This is a genomic window from Kutzneria sp. NPDC052558, assembly GCF_044547355.1.
GTDB lineage: Bacteria > Actinomycetota > Actinomycetes > Mycobacteriales > Pseudonocardiaceae > Kutzneria.
The window spans coordinates 39,983-54,961 of the sequence record NZ_JBIUAG010000046.1; the positions used below are offsets into that span (position 1 = coordinate 39,983).

Annotated in this window: 14 protein-coding genes; 6 read left to right on the plus strand and 8 right to left on the minus strand. The window is 71.0% G+C overall.

What is annotated here, in order from left to right; translation table 11 throughout:
* Positions 1-9 precede the first annotated feature (9 nt).
* The 3 genes from ACIG5F_RS44975 (at position 10) to ACIG5F_RS44985 (ending at position 2,396) form a co-directional block, all read left to right on the plus strand.
* Positions 10-1,194 (plus strand): nucleotide disphospho-sugar-binding domain-containing protein, encoded by a 1,185-nt coding sequence (locus ACIG5F_RS44975; RefSeq protein ID WP_396526394.1) that lies wholly within the window; start codon positions 10-12, stop codon positions 1,192-1,194.
* Positions 1,191-1,994 (plus strand): class I SAM-dependent methyltransferase, encoded by an 804-nt coding sequence (locus tag ACIG5F_RS44980; RefSeq protein WP_396526395.1) that lies wholly within the window; start codon positions 1,191-1,193, stop codon positions 1,992-1,994. The genes ACIG5F_RS44975 and ACIG5F_RS44980 overlap by 4 nt, the downstream gene beginning before the upstream one ends.
* A gap of 93 nt (positions 1,995-2,087) precedes the next feature.
* Positions 2,088-2,396 carry a hypothetical protein gene (locus ACIG5F_RS44985; protein ID WP_396526396.1) on the plus strand — a complete coding sequence of 103 codons (309 nt, stop codon included), beginning with the start codon at positions 2,088-2,090 and terminating at the stop codon, positions 2,394-2,396.
* A 21-nt stretch (positions 2,397-2,417) separates the two neighbouring features.
* On the opposite strand, the gene ACIG5F_RS44990 is transcribed toward ACIG5F_RS44985, so the two are convergent.
* Genes ACIG5F_RS44990 through ACIG5F_RS45010 form a run of 5 tightly spaced genes read right to left on the minus strand, consistent with a single transcriptional unit; the run spans position 2,418 to position 8,140 of the window.
* A complete protein-coding gene (locus ACIG5F_RS44990; protein WP_396526397.1) occupies positions 2,418-3,257 on the minus strand; it encodes an ABC transporter permease in 840 nt (279 codons plus the stop codon).
* Positions 3,254-4,261 carry an ATP-binding cassette domain-containing protein gene (locus ACIG5F_RS44995; protein WP_396526398.1) on the minus strand — a complete coding sequence of 336 codons (1,008 nt, stop codon included), beginning with the start codon at positions 4,259-4,261 and terminating at the stop codon, positions 3,254-3,256. The genes ACIG5F_RS44990 and ACIG5F_RS44995 overlap by 4 nt, the downstream gene beginning before the upstream one ends.
* Positions 4,254-4,934, minus strand: coding sequence for a VC0807 family protein (locus ACIG5F_RS45000; protein WP_396526399.1), 681 nt, complete (start codon positions 4,932-4,934; stop codon positions 4,254-4,256). The genes ACIG5F_RS44995 and ACIG5F_RS45000 overlap by 8 nt, the downstream gene beginning before the upstream one ends.
* Positions 4,934-7,450 carry a PEP/pyruvate-binding domain-containing protein gene (locus tag ACIG5F_RS45005; protein ID WP_396526400.1) on the minus strand — a complete coding sequence of 839 codons (2,517 nt, stop codon included), beginning with the start codon at positions 7,448-7,450 and terminating at the stop codon, positions 4,934-4,936. Before ACIG5F_RS45005 ends, ACIG5F_RS45000 begins: the two co-directional genes overlap by 1 nt.
* Before the next feature lie 33 nt (positions 7,451-7,483).
* The gene (locus ACIG5F_RS45010) at positions 7,484-8,140 is read right to left on the minus strand and encodes a PadR family transcriptional regulator (RefSeq protein ID WP_396526401.1); all 657 of its coding nucleotides are present in this window, start codon (positions 8,138-8,140) and stop codon (positions 7,484-7,486) included.
* Between the two features lie 261 nt (positions 8,141-8,401).
* On the opposite strand from ACIG5F_RS45010, the gene ACIG5F_RS45015 reads away from it, so the two are divergent.
* Positions 8,402-9,166 carry a tyrosine-protein phosphatase gene (locus ACIG5F_RS45015; RefSeq protein ID WP_396526402.1) on the plus strand — a complete coding sequence of 255 codons (765 nt, stop codon included), beginning with the start codon at positions 8,402-8,404 and terminating at the stop codon, positions 9,164-9,166.
* A gap of 67 nt (positions 9,167-9,233) precedes the next feature.
* On the opposite strand, the gene ACIG5F_RS45020 is transcribed toward ACIG5F_RS45015, so the two are convergent.
* Complete coding sequence (locus ACIG5F_RS45020; RefSeq protein WP_396526403.1) at positions 9,234-10,385, minus strand: nucleotide disphospho-sugar-binding domain-containing protein; 1,152 nt, start codon at positions 10,383-10,385, stop codon at positions 9,234-9,236.
* A 13-nt stretch (positions 10,386-10,398) separates the two neighbouring features.
* Positions 10,399-11,574: a nucleotide disphospho-sugar-binding domain-containing protein gene (locus ACIG5F_RS45025; RefSeq protein WP_396526404.1), complete on the minus strand. Its 1,176-nt coding sequence runs from the start codon at positions 11,572-11,574 to the stop codon at positions 10,399-10,401.
* A gap of 93 nt (positions 11,575-11,667) precedes the next feature.
* Here ACIG5F_RS45025 and ACIG5F_RS45030 point away from each other — a divergent pair, with 93 nt between their 5' ends.
* Complete coding sequence (locus ACIG5F_RS45030) at positions 11,668-12,915, plus strand: nucleotide disphospho-sugar-binding domain-containing protein (protein ID WP_396526405.1); 1,248 nt, start codon at positions 11,668-11,670, stop codon at positions 12,913-12,915.
* Positions 12,916-12,935: 20 nt separating this feature from the next.
* A complete protein-coding gene (locus tag ACIG5F_RS45035; protein ID WP_396526406.1) occupies positions 12,936-14,111 on the plus strand; it encodes a glycosyltransferase in 1,176 nt (391 codons plus the stop codon).
* On the opposite strand, the gene ACIG5F_RS45040 is transcribed toward ACIG5F_RS45035, so the two are convergent.
* The gene (locus ACIG5F_RS45040; protein ID WP_396526407.1) at positions 14,101-14,964 is read right to left on the minus strand and encodes an LLM class flavin-dependent oxidoreductase; all 864 of its coding nucleotides are present in this window, start codon (positions 14,962-14,964) and stop codon (positions 14,101-14,103) included. The two genes, ACIG5F_RS45035 and ACIG5F_RS45040, sit on opposite strands and share 11 nt — an antisense overlap.
* Positions 14,965-14,979 lie beyond the last annotated feature (15 nt).

A 14,979-nucleotide genomic window follows, 5' to 3' on the forward strand; every position in this document is an offset into this window, starting at 1 on the left:
GGACACCTCATGCGTGTGCTGTTCACGACATTCGCCTGGCGCTCGCACTACTATCCGCTCGTCCCGCTGGCCTGGGCGTTGGCCAACGAGGGACACGAGGTCCGTGTGGCGTGCCAGCCGTCGCTGGCCGACGTGGTCGTGGCCACCGGCCTGTCGCCGGTGCTCACCGGCCACGACATCGACATGGCCGCGCTGGCCCGACGGGACAACAACCAGGCCCCCGAGGCCGGCGGGTCGATGCGGCAGTTCCACGACGCCCGGGAGCGGACGGCCGCCCTGGCCCTGACCCGGTTCCGCGCCATCGCCGAGGCGATGGCGCCGGATCTGGTGGACTTCGCCCGGTCCTGGCGGCCCGACCTCGTCGTATACGAGCCGATCGCCTACGCCGGCGCGCTGGCGGCCGAGCTACTCGGCGTCCCCGCGGTGCGGCATCTGTGGGGCGTGGACTCCGTCGCCACCTTCAAGCACCTCGAAGCGGAGATCCTTCGCCCGCTGTGGCAACGGTTCGGGCTCGACGAGGTCGGGTCCCTCCAGGATCTGGTCGTCGACCCGTGCCCGCCCGATCTGCAACTGCCGGCCGACGTGGTGGATCGCGGCCGGCCGGTGCAGCCCATGAGGTATGTGCCGTACAACGGCTCGGCCGTGCTGCCGGACTGGCTGCTGGCCGAACCGCGGCGGCCGCGGGTGTGCGTCACCTGGGGCACGTCGATGCCCACGATCACGGGCAGCCTGGCCATGGCCGAGCTGGCCGTGGCGGCGGCCGCCCGGACCGACGCCGAGGTGGTGCTGGTCATTCTCGGTTCCCAGCGCGACAAGCTCGGCGAGTTGCCAACCGGGGTGCGGGTCGTCGAGTCGCTGCCGCTGCACGCGGTGCTGAGCACCTGTTCGGCGGTGGTGCATCAGGGCGGAGCGGGAACCACGCTGACCGCGGTCACCACCGGCACCCCGCAGATCATCGCCCCCACCATGGGCGACCAGTTCATGAACGCCGAACGGATCGCCGCCAGCGGCGCCGGACTCTACCTGGAGCAACAGGGCCTGAGCCCGCGGCTGCTGGTCGAGTCGATCGACAAGGTGCTGGCCGATCCGGGCTACCGCACCGCGACCATGACCATCGCCGACCGCAACGCCACCCGGCCGACGCCGGCCAGGGTCGCGGACGCACTGGCCCGACTCGTCAGGGAGAAAATATGATCGGCCGCAGGAACCTGCCGGAGCGCTACGAGGCGTTCAACCGCGAGTGGGGTGCGCCGTACGGGCACACGATCGCCCAGCGACTGTCCATTCAGGACCGCCTGGACAGCCCCGAGCGGGCCTCTTTCGGCCCGTTCGCCTTCCAGGTCAACAGCCTCACCCGCACCTTCGAGTACCCCTGGGCCTTCGACGCCGCCGAGCTGCGCAAGGGCATGCGGGTCATCGAGGTTGGCGGCGGCCTGAGCGGATTCCAGTTCGTGGTGGCCGGCAAGGGCTGCGAGGTGGTCAACGTCGACCCGGCCACCTCGGTCAACTGGACCTTCGTGCCTGGCAACAGCTGGTCGCTGTCGCAGGAGAACATCGACCTGCTCAACGAGACCTTCGGCACCGACGTCCGGCTGGTGCCGCAGCGCCTGCAGGACGCGCCGCTGGAGCCGGGCACGTTCGACCGGATCTTCTGCCTGTCCGTGCTGGAGCACCTGGACCTGGCCGAAGGACAGGGCGTGCTCAAGCGGGCCGAGGAGCTGCTGGCCCCCGGCGGCCGGTGCGTGCTGACCATCGACCTGTTCCTGGACCTCAAGCCCTTCGGTGTGCTCGACGCCAACCACTGGGGCACCAATGTCGACGTGCGGCAGCTGATCTCGGCCACCGGCATGGAACTGGTGCACGGCAACCGGTCCGAGCTGTTCGGCTTCCCCGAGTTCGATCGGGACGGGCTGGTCGACCAGCTGGACTCGCTGTTCATCGGCAACTATCCGGCGATGTCCCAGACCCTCGTGCTGGAGAAGCCGAGGAACTGACCTGATCGGACGGTGCGCGGGACGGGGTCTGGCGATAGGATCGACGTATCGCCAGACCCTGTCCCGTTTTCGTGACTACTCATTGGGGTTTTCGTGCGTCGACTCCTGATCGTCCTCTCGGCCGTGGCCTTCGCCTCGACACTGGCCGCCGGCTGCGGCAGTGTCGAGGCGAAGTGCGAGAACGGCACGTGCCATCTGGTCGTGCGCGGCGACGACTCGTTCACCATCGGCGGGCAGACCGTCCGGATCGGACACGTGTCCGATCACTCGGTGACGATCTCCAGCACCGGGGCCGAGTTCCTGCTGACCGAGGGTGAGTCCATCACCATCGGCGGGAAGACCCTGAAGCTGTCACGGATCGAGGGCGGCTCGGTGAGCCTGGACGTGGACCCGAACGGCTGACCGCCCGTGCCCGACACCGCCTCAGTGCTGGACCTTGCGGGTGAACGATCGCAGCGCCAGCCACACCACGCCCGCGGTGCCGCCGATCAGCACCAGGAGAAACGCCCAGGTCGGCATGTGCGGCATGGATGACGTGAGCGATGCTCGCAGCCCCTCGCTGGAGTACACCAGCGGGTTGAGCAGCACCGCGATCTGCAACCACTGGGTGTTCTGCAGCGCCGCCCACGGGTAGTAGACGCAGCCCAGCATCGTCAGCGGCACGGTCACCAGGGAGAACAGCACGTTGCTCTTGCGGATGTCCAGCATCGTGCCCATCAGCAGCCCCAGTCCGGCCGACAGCACCGACGAGCTGATCACCACGACCAGCAGCAGCGGCCAGTTGCCGAGGTCGATCTGGGGCGGCTCGGCCGAGTCGTGCACGAAGTACACGACGGGGAACACCACGATCGCCCCGACCAACGCCTGCACCGCGCCCGAGGTGATCTTGGCCAGCCCCAGCGCCCACACCGGCACCGGGGCCAGCAGCCGGTCCTCGATCTCGTTGTTGTAGGACAGTTCCATCATCAGCGGCACGGTGACCGCCATCAGGCCCGAGATGAACATCGTGGTGGACAGCATCCCGGGCACCAGCACGGTGGCGAACGACACCCCGGCCACCCGGCCGAAGCCCGCCCCGTCACCGCCGCCGATCCGCGGCATCACATAGGCGAACACGAAGACGAAGAACAGCGGCTGCATCAGGGTTCTGCTCAGAAACGTGAACAGTTCCCGACGGAGCACCCGCACATCCCGCGCCAGCATCGAGACGAAGGTGTGGGCGCCGAGGGTTGGGGCCGGCGGCGCCGGCCGTAGCGTGGTCATTCCCGGTAGTCCCGTCCGGTGAGTGCGAGGAACACGTTCTCCAGACTCGGCGGCACCGTCGCCGAGTCCCGTACCGTCAGCCCGGCGGACATCCCGGCCAGCACCAGATCGCCGACCAGGTTGTTGGCGGACCGGGCGAACAGGCGGACCGTGTCGCCCCGCACGTCGATCCGGTCGACGCCGGGACGGCCGCGCACGGCGTCGGCCGCCGGCTCGGCCGGACCGTCGAAGGTCACCGTCACCAGCGTGCCCGGCCCACTCGTGGCCTTGAGCTCGTCCACGGTGCCGCAGGCCAGCAACCGCCCGTCGTCCACGACGGCCACCCGCTGGCACAGGGTCTCGGCTTCCTCCATGTAGTGCGTGGTCAACACGATGGTCTGGCCCCGCTGGTGCAGCTCGCGCAGGGTGTCCCACAGGTTGATCCGGGTCTGCGGATCGATGGCGGCGGTCGGCTCGTCCAGGAAGAGCACCTCCGGCCAGTGCATGAGCGCCCGACCGATCATCACCCGCCGGGCCTGGCCGCCGGACAGCTCGTACACCATGGCCTTGGCCCGGCCCCCCAGATCGAACAGGTCCAGCAGCTCCTGCGCCCGGCGGACCGCGGCGCGTGCGGACAGACCGAAGAAACGGCCGCGGAACTCCAGGTTCTCCCGCACGGTGAGCTGCCGGTCCAGGGTGTTGTTCTGGGAGACCACGCCGATGTGCCGCTTGACCGCCACCGCCTGCTTGACCACGTCGAAGCCCACCAGTCGGGCACTGCCGCCGGTCGGCCTGACCAGGGTGGTCAGCATGCCGATGGTGGTGGACTTGCCGGCCCCGTTGGGGCCGAGCAGGCCGAAGAACTCCCCCTTGGCGACACTGAGGTCCAGGCCCCGCACGGCGAGCACGTCACCGCGCGGGGACCGGTAGGTCTTGGCCAGTCCGACGGCACGCACCGCGTCCTCCGCTTCGGCCACGGCCGGCAGCGAGGCCACCGAGCCCGGACGGCTCGCGTTGTCAGCCATGCGCCTGCTGCCCGAATTCCTTGATGTCCTTGCGGATGCCGCGGCCGAGGGTGCGACCGACCACGCCGAGCGCGACGATCAGGCCGAGGGTGACGAACTTGGACGCGCCCTCGGCCTGGCTCACCGAGAGGTTCATCGAGTACACCACCGGGACGCGCACGATCGCCTCGGCGAAGAACAGCACCGCGCACGCCGCCGTCATCGTGCGCACCTTCTTGCGCAGCGACGGAGAACGCTGCCACAGCGCGTCCCACCGGACCGGGTCGCCGCCGGAGATGAACCACCGCGACACGAAGTACATCACCGGCCGGCCGATCAGCAGCGAGCCCAGGAAGCCGACGCCGATCGCGGCGCTGAAGGCCGAGTCCTTGACGATCACCAGACGCGGGTCGCCGACCAGCAACGACGCGACCAGGCCTGCGACGAACAGCAGGAAGACAAACGCGGCCAACCCGTCGATCCGCCGGTTGCGGACGGCGCTGACGACCAGTCGCACCAACGAGGTCGCACCCGCGCCGGACAGCGCGATCATGTCGGACTGGCCCTGCAGGTGCAGCGCGAAGTACACAACGACGGGCAACACGACATCGGCCAGCAGCAGCGGCAGCACCTTGCGCAGCACGCCGCTCCGTCCCAACTGCGAGCTTCCCGTTTTGTTGACAGGACTAGACATCACTGGGCTCCATTCTCGTCGTGCTGGTCATGGCCGGCCGCGATCTCGACGCGGCCGGTGCTGCCGTCCACCGTCACCAACTGCCCGTCCCGCAGCCGCCGGGTGGCGTCCACGGCGGCCACCACGGCCGGAATGCGGCACTCCCGCGCGATGATCGCCGGGTGCGACAGCAGGCCACCCAGATCCGTGACCAGCGCCCCGATGGTGGTGAACAGCACCGACCACTGCGCGGTGGTCAGCGGACACACCAACACGTCGCCGGGTCGTACCTTGCTGAATTCCTGTTCGCTCAACACGATTCGCGCGGGGCCGGTGTAGCGGCCGGGAGAAGCGCCCAGCCCGACCGGACCGTCATGCCCCTCCGGCGCCGGCTCGGTCGTGTCGCTGGCGGCGGTGAATCCCCACATCGCCACTTGGAGGGCGTGCCCGGCCTCTGCCGGCAGAGCGCTGAGGAAGTCCTTGGCCCCGCCCTGTTCCGCCGCCGACGGCGGCGTCCCGTAGCTGGCCGGTCCGGCGTGCCGCGACGCCCAGTCGTGCTCGTCGGCGCGGCGCTTGACCACGTCCCGCACGTCCGTGCCGGCGTCGAAGGCGTCGAGCGCCGACCGCCAGGTCAGGAAGAACACGTCCGCCGGCGCGTCCAACTGCTGGCGAGCGGCCAGCCGCCGCCCGGTCTCCAGCAACGCGTACCGCAGCAGCGCCCAGCCGGTGCTGGAATGGAAGACGCTGTCGTCGCGAACCGGATACGCCCGCTGGGCGCGGCGCACCTTGCGCCGAAAATCCTCGGCGTCGCCACCGAGCGCGGCGACCGCGCGCTCCTCGGCGGCCTCCCGCTCCTGGCCACTCGAGTCAGCCGCGGACGGGGCGCCAGCACCGGCGGTGACCTGGTCGCGGATCAGTCCCAGCAACAGTGCGGGCTGCTCGGCCATCGTCGGCTCCGCGATCTCGTTGCCGAGGCCGCGGTGCGCGTAGTCGTGTCGGTACTGCTCGAACCGCTTGGCGAAACCCGGGTGTTCGGCGGCAAGCCGCTCAAGCGCCCGAGCCGCGGTCTCGTCATCGTCCACTTCGGACAGCAGCTGGGTCAGCCCCGGCGAACCGGCCGCCAACTCGGCCAGCTCGCGGATCCGGAGGCCCGGCTCGCTCGTCTTGCCCGGGATTCCGGTCAACAGCAGCAAGGTGTCCTGGGTGGTCCAGCCCAGCCGGTCCCGGCAGTGCACCCCGAGGTCACCGACCAGATAGCCGCAGGCCCCGCCCACGGTGAAGTGCAGCCGCTGCGCCGTGGCCGCGGTCTGCCGCGCCGCGAGCAGGTGCTCACGCAGGGCGGAGTCGTCGAGCGTGGTCAGCCGCACATCCAGTAACCGCGCCAGTTTCCCGGCCAGCTCGGGCTGCCACTGCTCGTGCCACTGCTCGATGACGTCGATCGGCTCGTCAGACCGGACCGCGGCGACGATCTCGCCGATGCGCTCGCCGAAGGCGTTGCCAGAGCCGTTGTCCTCGTCGAGCCCGACGATGCGCCAGTACGGCCAGCCGCCGATCGCGCGGGTCTCGGTGCCGGCGGCGAGGCCGTAGCGGAACAGCTCGCCCACCACCGAGTTGGTGGTCTCCACCACCGTGCTCAGGTGCATCGGCGTCATCGGACGCAGCGCCAGCGCGTCGCGCTGCCAGTAGCCGGGCGGCGCCTCGACGTCGGCAAGGCCCTCCGGCGCGAGCGTGGTGATCGGCCTGGCCTGCAACAGGTTCAGCCGCTCGTCGTCGATCGCCCACTCGATGTCCTGGGGCACGCCGGCGAAGTGGGCTTCCACCTGGCGGGCCAGCTCGGCCACGGCCCGCACCTGATCGGCGGTGACGGCGTCCTCGCTGACATGGGTGCGACGGGCCCCGTGGGTCCCGACCACCACCCACTCGTCGGGAGTCGCCTCGCCGGAGACCAGGCGCTCGCCGACACCGCGCACCGCGCTGACCAACACCTCCGACCGGCTGCCGTTCACCACGTTGGCGGTGAAGGCGACACCGGCCGCGACCGCGGGCACCATGCGCTGCAACAGAATGGCCATGCTCGGCGCCCGCTCGATGCCGTTGGCGGCCCGGTAGGTCGCGACCCTCGCCGAGAACGCGGACGCCCAGCAGGCGCGCACGGCCGTGACCAGGTCGTCAAATCCGAGCACGTCCAGCACCGTGGTGTACTGCCCGGCGAACGACGAACCGGCCAGGTCCTCATCGACACCCGTGGACCGCACCGCGAGCGGCACGCCCTCGGTCCTCGCCGCGATATCCCGCAGCGCGGCGAGGACCGGCTCCGGCAACGCGACGGTCGCCACCTGTTCCTCGTCGGCGTTCGAGGCGGTCAGACCGGACTGCTCCAGCGTGAGCCGGAGCGCGTCCACGGTCAGCACAAAACCCGTGGGCACCGGAAAGCCGGCGGCGGCCAGTTCGCCCAGCGCGGCGGCCTTGCGGCCGGTTCGCGGCGCGTCGGCCAGCCCGACGTCCTCCAGCCGTCTCACCAGATCCTGTGTGGACATCAATTCCCCCTTTGTCTTTGTCGGCGCCCGGGGCTAGCCCTCGGCCGCCTTCGGCTTGAGTCGCGTGACGTTCTCGCCGGCGGACTCGCCCGACTCCGCCGCGGGCACGTCGGGCATGTGCTCGGGCTCCCAGTCCAGCTGGCCGGCCTGGATGTCGGCCACGACCGAGCAGAGCCAGTCCAACTCGGCCTTGCGCAGCACCCTGGCGTGTTCGAGCTCGAGCCGGCCCAGCCGGTGCAGGTACCGCTCAACCAGGTCGATCTGGGCGTCGAGGTCGGCGACCTGCCCCTGGAGCACGACGATCCGCGACTGCAACGCGCGCAGCACCGACTCGCTGGTCAGGTGCGACAGGAAGGAGACCGCGGCGGTGAACACCGGGTACTCCACCTCCGGCTGGGCCAACAGGTCCAGCAGCCACTGCTCGAACTGCTCCCGCCCGCTCTCGGTGATCTGGTAGGTGGTCCGCTCCGGCCGACTGCCCTCGCGGGTGGTCTCGACCTGCTCCACGTAGTCGGCCCGCAGCAGCCGGTCGACCGCGTGGTAGAGGCTGCGCGGCAGCCCGGTGACGAAGTCCTTGCGGCGTTCCTTGATCAGGCGCTGCATCTCGTACGGGTGCTGCGGCTGTTCCATTAGCAAGGCCAGCACCGCCAACGCGACCACATCCCGACTGCCGATCCGCTGTCTGGCCATCCGACCCCACCTCTTCGCCCTGAAAGTTAGTGCGCGGCGCATCACGCACTTTGCACTATAGCGACGTGCACTGAAGTGGGCAAGCCGGAGGCTCACGCACGGTCACCGAGGCGGTGCGCAGACGTGCTCACAACCTCGAGATGAGATCGAGTCCGGCCCGACCGGCGGCGGCTAGGTTGACCTGCGCCAGACCCGATCGAGCCCGGCAGGGGATCGCTTCCCGGGCGGCCGATCCCCCGCGAGAATCCCTGTGAGGTGCCCATGAACCGGACCGGAAGAAGATCGTTCCTGCTCGCCGCGCTGGCCACGGGCGTCGCGCTGGCGACCCCGGTCGGACGCGCGTTCGCCGCCACGCCGCCGACCGTCGACGGCAGCCTCAACTTGCGCGACATCGGCGGCTACCCGGTCGGTTCGTCCTCGGTCGTGCGCCGCGGACTGGTGTACCGGTCGGGAACGCTGTCCCTGCTCACCGACAAGGGAGTCGGACAGCTGGCCGCGCTGGGCCTGACCGAGGTGGTGGACTTCCGCACCGCGAGCGAGGTCGCCACCCAGGGCCCGGACCGACTGCCGGCCGGCGTCAAGCGCGTGTCCACGCCGATCGGCGACCCCCCGGCCGCCGCCGCGCACCTGGCCACCGGTTCGCCCGACCCGAAGCAGCTCGCCATCTACCAGGGCTACGTCAGCAACGCCTCCTGGCGGGCCGGCTACGCCGACACGGTGCGGCGATTGCTCGACGGAGCCCAGCGGCCGATGCTGTACCACGACAGCGCCGGCGCACACCGCGCCGGCTGGCTCACTGCCGTGCTGTTCACCACGATCGGCATGAGCAAGGCTCAGGTGTACGCCGAGTACCTCGAGTCCAACGACGCGCTGGGGGGCACATACGCGTACCCGGAGTACCTGGACGCCGCGTTCGCCCGGGCCGACCAGGACTTCGGCTCGTTCCACGACTTCCTGACGATAGGACTGGGACTCACGCCGCCCCAGATCACGCGCCTGAGCACCGTCCTGCTGACGTCGGCCTGACCGCCCGCGCCCCGGTGGCCGCGGTCGTGACGACCGCGGCCACCGGGGCTCAGCCGGGCAGTAGCGCTCAGCCGGGCAGCAGGCCAACCACTTCGGCCGGGCTGGGCTGGCGCTCGATCTCCTGACGCAACTCGTCGGCCGCCGTGCGGTGCGGGGCGCTGTCGATCAGGGCCAGCAGGCCGGCCCTGATCCGCTCCGGCGTGGCCACGTCCTGCTCCAGGTACTCCCCGGCCCCGGTGCCGGCCAGCCGTTCGGCGTTGAGGAACTGGTCGGCGATGGTGGGCAGCACCAGCTGCGGCACGCCGGCCGCGGCGGCGGTCAACGTGGTGCCCGAACCTCCCTTGTGGACGATCGCGGCACAGCTGGGCAGCAGCAGCCGCAGCGGCAGCGACTCGACCAGCCGGACGTTCGGCGGCGCCGTCGAGATGCCGTCCCGTTGCCCGGCGGCCAGCGCCACCACGAATTCGACGTCCAGGTCGCGCACGGCCTCAATGACCTCCGGCGCGCCCACCACGGAACCGGTCAGTTTGGCCAGGGTGGTGCCGAAGGTGAGGCACACCCGGGTCCGCTCGGCCGGCCGGCGCAGCCAGTCGGGCAGCACGGCCGGCCCGTTGTAGGGCACGTAGCGCATCGGCTGTCGGTGCGGCACAGCAGGAATCTGCATGCTCGCCGGGCAGGGGTCCACGGTGAGCACCTCGAACGGCAGCACCGGGCCGAGGCCGTGCCGCTGCCACAGCGGCGAGAGCAGCTCGTACTCCAGCTCCCGGTGCGGATAGGTGTAGTCGGTGCCCCACAGGTGCCGCACCGCGGGGATGCCGAGTGTCTGGGCGATGAGCGGGCCGACGTACACGGCCGGTTCGTACACGACCAGATCGGGCCGCCAGTCGCGGGCGAAGGCCAGCGCGTCGGCGGCCATCGACTCGGTGATCGCCGTGAACCAGTTGACCGCCTGCCGGGCCCGCAGTTCCCTGCTGTCCCGCCAGGTGGTCATCGTGGACAGCGTCCCCGGTCCGACCTTCACGTCCTTGCCGACCATGGCCCGCAGGTCCACGTCCGGCCCGGCGACCACGCCGGGCAGGCCGGAGCCGAGCACCTGTTCCATCAGCGCGGGCTGGGTGAGCACGCGCACCTCGTGGCCGGCGGCCCTGGCGGCCCAGCCCAGCGGAACCAGCGGAAAGTAGTGTGACGACCAGCCAAGCGTGGTGAACAGCACGCGCACGGCAGCTCTCCCCTCAGACCGGCAGCGAGTCGGTGGCCAGCGCGGTGAGCACGTCCACGACCTCGATCGGCGACGGCTGGGCCAGGATGTCCGCCCGCAGCCGCCGGGCCGCCGCCCGGTGCGGGGACTCGCCCAGCATGGCCCGCACCTGCTCGACGATGCGCTCGGCGGTCGCGTCCTCCTCGAGGATGCTCGCCCCGGCACCCGAGTCGACCAGGCATTTGGCGTGGAAGGCGTGATCGGGCAGCTGCGGGATCACCAGCATCGGCACCTCGTTGAGCAGCGAGGTCAGGATCGTCCCGCCGCCGCCCTGGCTGATCATCAGGTCGCAGGTCGGCAGCAGCATGTGGAACGGCAGCGACTCCACCACCCGGACCTGTGGCGGCAGCTCGCCCAGCAGCTCCCGGTGTGCGGGCGAGATGGCCAACACCACCTCGATGTCCAGGTCGGCGATCGCCCGCACCACTCGCGGCGCGAGGAAGACGTTCTGGCCGAGACCACCGAGCACGGTGCCCCAGCTGACACACACGCGGGGCCGCGTCGGCGGTTCGGCCAGCAGCCATCGGGGCATCACGCCCGGCCCGTTGTACGGCACGTACCGCATGCCCTGTCGCCAGTAGTCAGTGGCGATCTGCACCCGCGGCGGGCACGGATCCACCGTCATCGCGCCCAGGGTGTCCACTCCGTCCAGGCCGAGCCGCTGGGCCAGCGGCCGCAGGGCTTCGCCGGCGAACCCGTCGAATCGATACATCAGGTCGGGTCCCCACAGGTTGCGCACCGCCGGCACGCCCAGGGCCGCGGCCACCAACGGGCCGGCGTAGGTCGTCGGGTCGAACACCACCAGGTCCGGCCGCCACCAGCGGGCGAACTCCAGCATCTCGTCCACCATCGCGTCAGCCAGTGCCGCAAAAACCGCGTGGGCCTGGGCGGTCTTGCCGCGGTGCCGGTCCCGCCAGTTCGGCGCGGCCCGCACGATCGGCAGGTCGCCGACCTTCTCCTTGACCAGCTCGGCGTAGTCGACGTCGCGTCCAACCGGGACGGCGGTCAGCCCGGACTGGGTGATCACCGGCGCCAGCGCGGGCTGGCTGGCCACCCGCACCTCGTGGCCGGCCGCCTGCAGCGCCCAGCCCAGCGGCACCTGGGGAAAGTAGTGGGTGGCCCCGGCCCAGGACGTGAAGAGAACGCGCATGGTTGCCCCTTTTTTCTTGCGCGGTGGCTTGTGTCCAGGGTGTCCGCGGACGGTCCAGGTCGCCTCGAGGTCCCGTTGCTCGACCGTCGACCGGTGCGGTCGAGCATTGCCGGCCAGGAGCACCGACGAGAGGGCGAGTCGATCATGCGTGTGCTGTTCACGAGCTGGGCGTGGGGCTCGCACTACTTCCCGATGGTGCCGTTGGGCTGGGCCCTGCGGGCGGCCGGCCACGAGGTGCGGGTGGCCGGCCCGCCCGGCTTCGGCCCGGTGATCACCCAGTCCGCGCTGACCGCCGTCTCGGTGGGGCGGGATCTGGACTTCGCCGCACTGGTGCGGGAGCGGCTGGGCGACCTGCCGGTGGTGTCGAGGCAATCGCCGGCGTGGCGCAACGGCGCGGCGACACCCGAGGGCCGGGCGGCGCAGATGGCGCTGCTCGGGCTGTCCCCGTTCGTGGCCATGGCCGAGAACATGATCGACGACCTGGTGGACTTCGCCGAGGCGTGGCAACCGGATCTGGTGGTGCACGAGCCGACCACGTACGCGGGCCCCCTGGTGGCCGCGGCCCTGGGAGTGCCGTCGGCGCGATACCTGTGGGGCCCCGACTACACCTACGCCGTCCGCGACCTGGAGGCACAGGCGCTGGCCCCCCTGTGCGAGCGGCTCGGGGTGGACCGGGTCGACACCATGGGCACGGTCACCGTGGATCCCTGCCCTCCCGGCGTGCAGGTGTCCGCCGACTACCGCCGGCTGGGCGTGCGCTACGTGCCGTACAACGGACCGGGCGTGATGCCGCGCTGGCTGCTCGACCCGCCGGAGCGGACCCGGATCTGCGTCACCTGGGGCACCTCGATCCCGGCACTCGGCGACCACATGTTCCTGGCCCCCAAGGTGATCGAGGCGGTCGCCGACCTGGACGCGGAGATCGTGGTCGCGGTCTCGGCCGCGCACCGGGAACTGCTCGGCGAGTTGCCCCCACAGGTCCGCCTGGTCGAGTCGCTGCCGCTGCACCTGCTGCTGCCGACCTGCGATCTGGTCATCGCCCAGGGCGGGGCCGGCACCACGATGACCGCGCTGGCGTCGGGGGCGCCGCTGCTGATCGTGGCCCACCTGCCCGACCAGGTGTTCAACGCGCGACAGCTGGCCGCCAGCGGCGCGGGGGTCGCGCTGCTGCGTGAAGACGCGACCGTGCCCGCGATCGCCGACCAGGTCCGCCGGATGCTGGCCGATCCCTCGTACCGGCGGGTGGCCGGCCAGCTGCAGCAACAGATCATGGACCAGCCCACTCCGGCACGGTTGGTCGAGGACCTGGTCGGACTCGTCGCCGAGGCGCCGGTCCGGTGACCGAGGACCGCGCACTCCGAGTGTTGTTCACGACCCAGCCGGCCAGTGGGCACCTGCGTCCGCTGATCCCGCTCGCGCTGGCGCTACGCCGGCACGGGCACGCGGTCGCCGTGTGCTCGGCCGACAAGCTCGCCGTGGAGATCACGGAATACGGTCTGGACCACGTGCCGGGCGGCTATGACTGGTCACGGGAGATATGGCAGCTGCTGCCCGCGGACTTTCCCCGGCTGCCGCCGGAACAGGCCAGGGCAGCGACCGAGGCCGTCGCGGCGCGCATCGTGACCGAGGTTTTCGCCGGCCCGGTAGCACCGGCCCTGGCCCGGGATGTGTTGCGGCTGGCCGATTCCTGGCGGCCGGACCTGGTGGTGCGCGAGGTCGGCGAGTTCGGTGGCTACCTGGCCGCCGAGGCGCTGGGCGTGCCGCACGTCTCGATCGCCTCCGGCAGCGAGGTGGACCTGCTCGCCGGCCGGCGGCTGGGTCCACGGCTGGCCGAGCACCGCGTCGCGTTGGGACTGCCGCCCGACGCCGAGGGCGACACGCTCTACCGCCACCTGCATGTGAGCTTTCTGCCGCCGGCATATGGGGATCGCGAGCTTGCGCTGCCCCACACCCGCTGCTACCGGCACGAGCACTCGGGCCGGCGCGGCGAACGCCTGCCCGCCTGGCTGACCGAGGCCGACCCCGGCCGGCCGTTCGTCTACGCGGCCCTGGGCACTTCGACGTCCCAGGTGCCGATGGCCGAGCGGCTGCTTTCCACCGTACTGGCGGCTCTCGGCGCGATGGACTGCGTCGCGATGGTCGTCGTCGGCGACGATGTGACCCGGTTCGGCCCGCAGCCGCCCCATGTGCACCTGGTTTCCTTTTCCCCGCAGGCACTCGCGCTGGAAACCGCCGACGTCTTCATCACCCATGCCGGCTTCAACGGGATGAAGGAGGCGCTGCGCTGCGGCGTGCCGATGGTGGCCGTCCCGCTGACCGCCGACCAGCCGCATATCGCCGCCCACTGCGCGGAACTGGGCGTGGCCAAGACGTTGCCGCCCTCCTCGGTCACGCCGGCGTCGCTGCGGGCGGCGTGTGCCGAAGTGCTCAGGGATCCCCGCTTCCGCGGGCGGGCCATGGCGATGCGACGACAGATGCTCGCACTGCCCACAGTGGACGATCTCGTCGACGACCTGGTGGCACTGGTCAACCGCTGACCGCGAGCGGCGCGGGCACGGCGTCCGCGAGCAGGTCGAGCTGCGCCGGATCGGCCGCGCAGGGAAAGAAAAGCAGCTCGTCACAACCCGCGTCCCGATACCCGGCCACGCACTCGCGCAGCGCCTGCTCGTCGGTGATCGCCTTGCGGGCCATGACTTCCTTGTGCGGCCCCAGAAAGGCGTAGTAGTCAAGCAGGTGTCGATTGGCCAGCTCGGCGGCCCGGTCACCAAGGGCGTAGAACACGATGGCCTTGGTCGGCATGGGGTTGGCATGGCCATGGTCGGCCCACAGCGTGCGCGCCCGCGCCAACGCCTGGCCGTACTGGGCCGGCGAGCTCGCGCCGGCGATCCAGCCGAGGCCGTGGACGGCTGCCCGGCGCAGTGCCGCCGGCGAGTTGCCGCCGACCATCAGCTCCGGGCGCCCGTCCCCCGGCCGCGGACCGATGTCTCCACCCGACCAGATCTCGCGCAGCCGCCCGATCAGGGCGTCCAGCCGGGCGCCCCGGTCGCCGTAGGGCGCCTCGTTGACGTCGAAGTCGTCCCGGCGTAGTCCCGCCGACAGCCCAAGGGTCAGCCGTCCCTCGGCCAGCCGCTCGACGCTGGCCGCCTGCTTGGCCAGCACGGCCACGTCCCGCCGGTACGGCGCGATCAACACCGTGGCGGCCAGCGCGATGTGCTCGGTGACCGCCGCCGCCGCGGCCAGCGCGACCAGCGGCTCGTAGTTGGGATAGACCAGCCGGTCCAGCACACCGAGGGTGGCGAAGCCTCGTTCCTCGGCCCGCCGGGCCCAGGTGAGCATCCGTCGCCCTGAGGCTCCCGGCGTCGCCGCGGGCAACCCGACACCGATTCGCATATGTGTCCTTCTCCC